Raw genomic sequence first — 5120 nt, forward strand, 5'->3', positions numbered from 1 at the left:
GCGTCAGGTTGATTTCGTCCGCGCGGCGCCGCAGCTCGGCCATGTCCGCCATCCGGACGACGGGGCAGGGCAGCAGGGTGCTTATCAGCTCGCTGTAATCGCGGATGCAGGCCCCGCGCGGCGCTTGCGGCGGCGCGGGTGGGTCGGTGTTGAGGGTCATCATGGTTGTGAGAAAAAAAGCGGTTGGTGAATGAAAAAGGGCTTAAATAGGGCTAGACGGGGGCCGACAGGGCCAGCACGCGGGCGTTGGCGTAGCGCACGTTGCCGAGCAGCAGCAAGCGGGCTTCTTTGAGGCGGCGGATTTTTTGGGCCGTGAAACAGGTCTCGAACAGGTGCTGGCCGGCGTAGAGCACCCGCAGGCGGCAGGTGGCCGCGGGGGTCGGGCCGCCGACCCATTCGTAGTCGAGCTGGAAGTGCTCGCCCCGTGCCCCCACCCAGTGCGCCGCCACGGTGGTGCCGTACTCGGTGGCCGTGAAGCCGAGCGTGCGCAGCCAGGCCGCGAGCGGGGCGGCCAGGTTCCGGGGGCCGGGGGCGTAATAGGGGGCGGGCGCTTCCACTTAGGTGAGTTGCGGCTTTTGCGCGGGAAGCAGGTCAGCGGGCACCTCGTATTCGGGCAAACCGATACGCACCAGGTCGACCAGGAGCTTCAGGTTCATGATGCGGCCGTGGCGCACGGCCATCAGCTGCGTGGCGCTGGCCTCGTGTCCGCTCCGCACGGCCTTGTTCACGGCGTCGGTGGAGAGGTCTTCGCAAACAAAGGCCAGGAGGTGAAGAAATTTCTGCTTCTCGGTCATGTCGTGTTTGGGCGCTTTCGTTAGCCATCTGCTTTATTGCAGGTGCTTTCCTATGCTCACGGCACAAACATACGAGATGCAACGAATTCATAGCAATGAATTCGTTTAATAATTATCAATTAGTGTTACTAAATGAGCGAACTCACTATTAATGAGCGAATAAAATTTCTTATCGAGAAGTCTGGAATGAGTGTCAGAGCATTCAGTTCGGCTATAGGCGTGACTGACACGAACACCCGCAACTATATAGACAGGGGCTCAAAGCCCAATTCAGAATTTTTAGAGAAGCTGATACGGCGATTCAGTGACACGAATCCAACATGGCTCTTACTCGGAGAAGGCCAGCCGTTCCTACCCAAAAACCCGAATTCTGTAGAACTACCGTCGAACCCCATAAAAAATAATTCCGGGAACAGCGTCGGCATCAACCACGGCATTTCCAGGCAAAGCCAGGGCGCCAGCACGGCCGTGGAGGTGCAGCTCAAGGCCGCCCTGGAACTGGCCCAGCAAGAAATCGGGATGCTGCGCGACCAACTGCGCATGAAGGACCAGGTAATCGAGACGAAAGACGAAATGCTCACGCTGCTGCGCAGCCAGTACAACCGACCTAATTAACCCGTTCTCCACTTCTACAAATGGCAGACTCTACCACCTTTCAGCCCGGCGACGTCGTGCAACTCAAATCGGGCGGCGCGCTCATGACCGTTTACCAGGTCTACAACAGCGGCGCTTCCGTCAAGTGCTACTATTCGACGGCCGAATCGCCCGCCAAAGAAGCGAACGGCATCGCCGCCGTGGCCTTGCAAAAAGTCGACCCGGCGAAACGCAAACCAAGCGGTGGGACGGCCGTGCTCTAAGCACCCGCGCGGGGCGGGCCTACTCTCGGTAGCGAAAAATAACCACGCCAAATAAACGGATGGTGAACTCGCTGTTGAACTCGGTGCCGTTGCGCAGGCGCGACTTGGTTACAGTTATCATAAGTGGGGTGTTGAGGTTTCAGCAAAGCTCTCCTCCCCTACCGTTCGCGCAAAGGACACCAATTGCTCCCGCTGCTGCGCAGCCACTACAACCAACCCAATTAACCCATCAACCCATTTTTCAATTACCCATGAAACACTTGCTACTCATTATATCCTTATGCCTGGCTTCTCTTTTCGCACATGCCCAAAAGGTTAAGGAGGACGACTCACCAATGATTCTACCCATCGACCCAGAGTCGAAGATGGTCACGTACACCGGCGTCGTTGAGGTGGCAGGTGCCACCCAGGCCCAGCTTTATTCACGCGCCTACGAGTGGGTGGTCAAAAGCTATAAATCGGCCCCCGACGTGCTGCAAATGCAAGACAAGGAGAGTGGGAAAATCATACTCAAGGGCAACACCCATGCCTACATCCGTGGTCGTGACGCGGGCTTGGTAAACCACACCTTCAGCATCTACCTGAAGGAGGGCAAATACAAATACGAGGTCACCAATTTCAACAACGTCAATCCCACTCCAAAAGGCGAATTCGGATTTGGACGCTTTGAAAACGAGAAGTCTAGTTTCACCATGCCCATGATGAACGGCATTATTCAGAAATCCTACAACATCCTGCGCCGCAACACCGACACCGACATCAAAGCCATGCTGGCCGATTTGCAGGCCGCAATGACGGGCCAGTCCAAAGACAAGAGTGATTTCTAGACTTTTCCTTTTCTTTCCCGCCGTGCCCAACTTCAATTCCGGCAACTACATCGGCATCAACACCGGTTATTGCAACCAAAACATTTACTACACCCCGCCGCCCCGCCCGCCCTCTGAGTTCTGGCTCGACCCCTGGTGCCGCGCGCTGACCGTGGGCCTCGTCGTGGCCATCATCGCCTGCACAACGCACTGGATGTACGGCCAATGGGGACCCTTTTTGGCCGGCCCGATTCCCGCCGGCGGGGTAGCGGCCCATTTCCGCGCCACCTTCCCCCTCTTCTGCACCCTGGTTACCCTGGCCCTGGGCTACGGATGGTGTAACCTAAAGCTATTCTCCAGCGGCTGGGGCCCTGATTCCCGTGATGGGAATTATTTGCCGCGTTAAGCCGCCCCGCGCCGAAGGCAGCCCGCGGGCCAATTCACCCTCACCGCGTTACCGAAAGGCCGCGCGCAGGCCCTGATTCCCCACCTGGGAAAGGTAAAAAAGCCATCATTTCTGGCACAGTATTCACCGTTCGCCCCTACCCTGCTCCCCCATAAGCCAACTGTTACCCGCTTTCTTCAATGGTCTGTCGCGCCGCCGACCGCCTCAGCTCCCTCTGCCTGGCCCTGCACCTTTCCCCCGCTGATTTCGCCCTGCTGCTCGATCTGCCGCTGCGCCGCGCCCGGCGCGTGCTCAAGCCTTCCCAGGCGCCCAGCCTCAAGCTCATGGCCCGCGTGCAGCGGGCCATTCCCCAGGTAAACCCCCACTGGCTGCTTTGCGGCGAAGGGGAGATGCTCAGCCGCCCTCGGGAATCCGCCAACACTGGCAACTGGGTGGGCACCAACTACGGCACGCTCCACCAAACCATTCACACCATCGTCCTCAGCGGTCCCCCTGCTTCCGCTCACCTTATTTCTTACCCATGAGAGGCTTTATTGAGCTCACCATTTCCGGCAGCACGATGCTCATTGCATTGAACGCCATCGCAACGGTACGCACCAGCGGCGAAGGGTGCAAGATTGAATTGTTGGTTTCGGAGAAGACCGACGCAAAATCTTATTATCCAAAAGAATCCTACGAAGAAGTTCTGAGGCGGATGCAGGAAGCCTTTTAATTGGAAGTTACCCGCCAGCTGCTCACGGAGCGGACCGGCAAAAAAGGCCTGGCCCGCATCCAGCTCACCTTCTGCTGGGCCGGCCAGCGCCTGCGCCTGAGCAGCGGCCAGAAGTGCGCGCCCAAGGACTGGGACGCCCGCCAGCAGCGGGCCAAAGCCAAGCCCCGCACCTTCCTGGAGGACGTCAACGCGGTGCTCCAGCACTACACCGACGCGGCCACCGCCGCCGCGCACGAGGCCAAGATGGCCGGCCGGGTGCTGGACAAGGCGGCGATGAAAGCCGACATCGAGCGGCGGTACCGGCTGCTGGCCTTTCCGGCCAGCGGGCTGCCGGACGTGCCGGGCCCACCGGTGCCGGCGGCGCGCTCCGTGGCCGGGGAAATGGCGCACTGGGTGGAGACGGTGGTGGCCGCCCGCATCTCCCGGCGCACCGGCAAGGCCATCAACAGGAAGGTGGTGCAGAACCACCGGCGCGCCGCGGCCGACCTGGCCAGCTTTGCCCGGGCCAGCCCTCGGCCCCTCGCCTACGCCGGCATCGATGCGCGCTTCAACGAATCCTTCCGCAACCACCTGCTCGGGGACCTGGGCCGCGGGCCCGGCACCTACAACCACTACCTGGGCCTGGTGCGGGCCTTCCTGATATGGGCCGTCCAGGAAGGCCACCCGGTGGAGCGCCGCTTTCGGGAAGTGCTCAAGCCCGTCGAGCACCACACCTTCGTCAACTCCTTCACCGAGGACGAAGTGCTGGCCATCGCCGGCATTGACTTTGCGGACCCGGGCGTGCGGGCCTACGTGCAGCAGCACTTTCCCGAGCAGGCCACCGCCGGCGTCCGGCGCATGATTACCACCGCCGAGCACCTGCGGCGCCTGCGCCTGGCGCGCGACAAGTTCCTGCTCTGCACCTACACGGCCCTGCGCATCGGCGACGCCGACGACCTGAGCCCGCAGCAGCTGCACGGCGACGTGGCCCGGGTGAAGGCCGAGAAGACCGGCGTGACCTGCATCGTTCCCCTGCTTGACGACGACGTGTTCAAGCCGGCCTCGCTGCTGAGCTCCTACGCCGGCCAGGACCCGAAACGCTGCCTGCCCCGGGTCGTGGACCCGTACCTTTACCTGCCGCACGTGCAGTGCCTGGCCGGCATCACGCGCCTGCCGGTGCTCTTCCACACCGGCCGCAAGACGTTTGCCACCCTCAAAATCGCCCAGGGCGTGCCCCGTTCCCAGGTGATGATGACCACCGGCCACCAAACCGAGGCCAGCTTCAACCGCTACCTCGGCATCGACGAGGGCGAGCTGCTGACCTGGTACCGGAAAACGGCCCGCAGGGCAGCCTAAAAGGGTGGCAAAAAGGGTGGCAGATTCGTGTAAACCCCGGCCTATCCTGGCGCACCCTGATACAGCAAAAGCACCTTGAGCACCTTCAAATCCCCTTTTCAGCCCGCCAAACCGCGCCCTACTTACGCCCTGGGCTTCTGGCTGATGTGCCTGTCGTCGTTCCTGTTTTTTCTCAGCTTCAATCTGCTATTGCCCGAGCTGCCCGACCAC

The 5120-nt window shown here is 60.9% G+C and carries 9 protein-coding genes; 7 read left to right on the forward strand and 2 right to left on the reverse strand.

Features of this window, described 5'->3' with window-relative positions; genetic code table 11:
- Positions 1 to 212: 212 nt before the first annotated feature.
- Both RMO51_RS08080 and RMO51_RS08085 read right to left on the reverse strand, forming a co-directional pair.
- A complete protein-coding gene (locus RMO51_RS08080; protein ID WP_310393647.1) occupies positions 213 to 557 on the reverse strand; it encodes a hypothetical protein in 345 nt (114 codons plus the stop codon).
- Positions 558 to 794 carry a hypothetical protein gene (locus RMO51_RS08085; RefSeq protein WP_310393650.1) on the reverse strand — a complete coding sequence of 79 codons (237 nt, stop codon included), beginning with the start codon at positions 792 to 794 and terminating at the stop codon, positions 558 to 560. It abuts the gene before it with no gap.
- A 132-nt stretch (positions 795 to 926) separates the two neighbouring features.
- Between RMO51_RS08085 and RMO51_RS08090 the strand changes: the two genes are divergently transcribed.
- From RMO51_RS08090 to RMO51_RS08120, 7 genes are all read left to right on the forward strand, one after another.
- A complete protein-coding gene (locus RMO51_RS08090; protein WP_310393651.1) occupies positions 927 to 1409 on the forward strand; it encodes a helix-turn-helix transcriptional regulator in 483 nt (160 codons plus the stop codon).
- Between the two features lie 20 nt (positions 1410 to 1429).
- A complete protein-coding gene (locus tag RMO51_RS08095) occupies positions 1430 to 1651 on the forward strand; it encodes a DUF2158 domain-containing protein (protein WP_310393652.1) in 222 nt (73 codons plus the stop codon).
- 335 nt (positions 1652 to 1986) lie between these two features.
- Positions 1987 to 2478, forward strand: coding sequence for a DUF4468 domain-containing protein (locus tag RMO51_RS08100; RefSeq protein WP_310393653.1), 492 nt, complete (start codon positions 1987 to 1989; stop codon positions 2476 to 2478).
- Positions 2479 to 2500: 22 nt separating this feature from the next.
- Positions 2501 to 2863, forward strand: coding sequence for a hypothetical protein (locus RMO51_RS08105; RefSeq protein WP_310393655.1), 363 nt, complete (start codon positions 2501 to 2503; stop codon positions 2861 to 2863).
- Positions 2864 to 3042: 179 nt separating this feature from the next.
- Positions 3043 to 3387 carry a hypothetical protein gene (locus RMO51_RS08110; RefSeq protein ID WP_310393657.1) on the forward strand — a complete coding sequence of 115 codons (345 nt, stop codon included), beginning with the start codon at positions 3043 to 3045 and terminating at the stop codon, positions 3385 to 3387.
- Positions 3384 to 3575 carry a hypothetical protein gene (locus RMO51_RS08115; protein WP_310393659.1) on the forward strand — a complete coding sequence of 64 codons (192 nt, stop codon included), beginning with the start codon at positions 3384 to 3386 and terminating at the stop codon, positions 3573 to 3575. The genes RMO51_RS08110 and RMO51_RS08115 overlap by 4 nt, the downstream gene beginning before the upstream one ends.
- On the forward strand, positions 3576 to 4910 hold the full coding sequence (locus RMO51_RS08120; protein WP_310393662.1) for a hypothetical protein: 1335 nt from the start codon (positions 3576 to 3578) through the stop codon (positions 4908 to 4910).
- Positions 4911 to 5120 lie beyond the last annotated feature (210 nt).

This window comes from Hymenobacter sp., from assembly GCF_031398885.1.
In the GTDB taxonomy this organism is placed as follows: domain Bacteria; phylum Bacteroidota; class Bacteroidia; order Cytophagales; family Hymenobacteraceae; genus Hymenobacter.

Bases quoted from the DNA above. Each gene is read 5' to 3' on its own strand.
- RMO51_RS08100 (WP_310393653.1), top strand. From the start codon at position 1,987: ATGATTCTACCCATCGACCCAGAGTCGAAGATGGTCACGTACACCGGC.
- RMO51_RS08110 (WP_310393657.1), top strand. From the start codon at position 3,043: ATGGTCTGTCGCGCCGCCGACCGCCTCAGCTCCCTCTGCCTGGCCCTG.
- RMO51_RS08085 (WP_310393650.1), bottom strand. From the start codon at position 794: ATGACCGAGAAGCAGAAATTTCTTCACCTCCTGGCCTTTGTTTGCGAA.
- RMO51_RS08090 (WP_310393651.1), top strand. From the start codon at position 927: ATGAGCGAACTCACTATTAATGAGCGAATAAAATTTCTTATCGAGAAG.
- RMO51_RS08095 (WP_310393652.1), top strand. From the start codon at position 1,430: ATGGCAGACTCTACCACCTTTCAGCCCGGCGACGTCGTGCAACTCAAA.
- RMO51_RS08115 (WP_310393659.1), top strand. From the start codon at position 3,384: ATGAGAGGCTTTATTGAGCTCACCATTTCCGGCAGCACGATGCTCATT.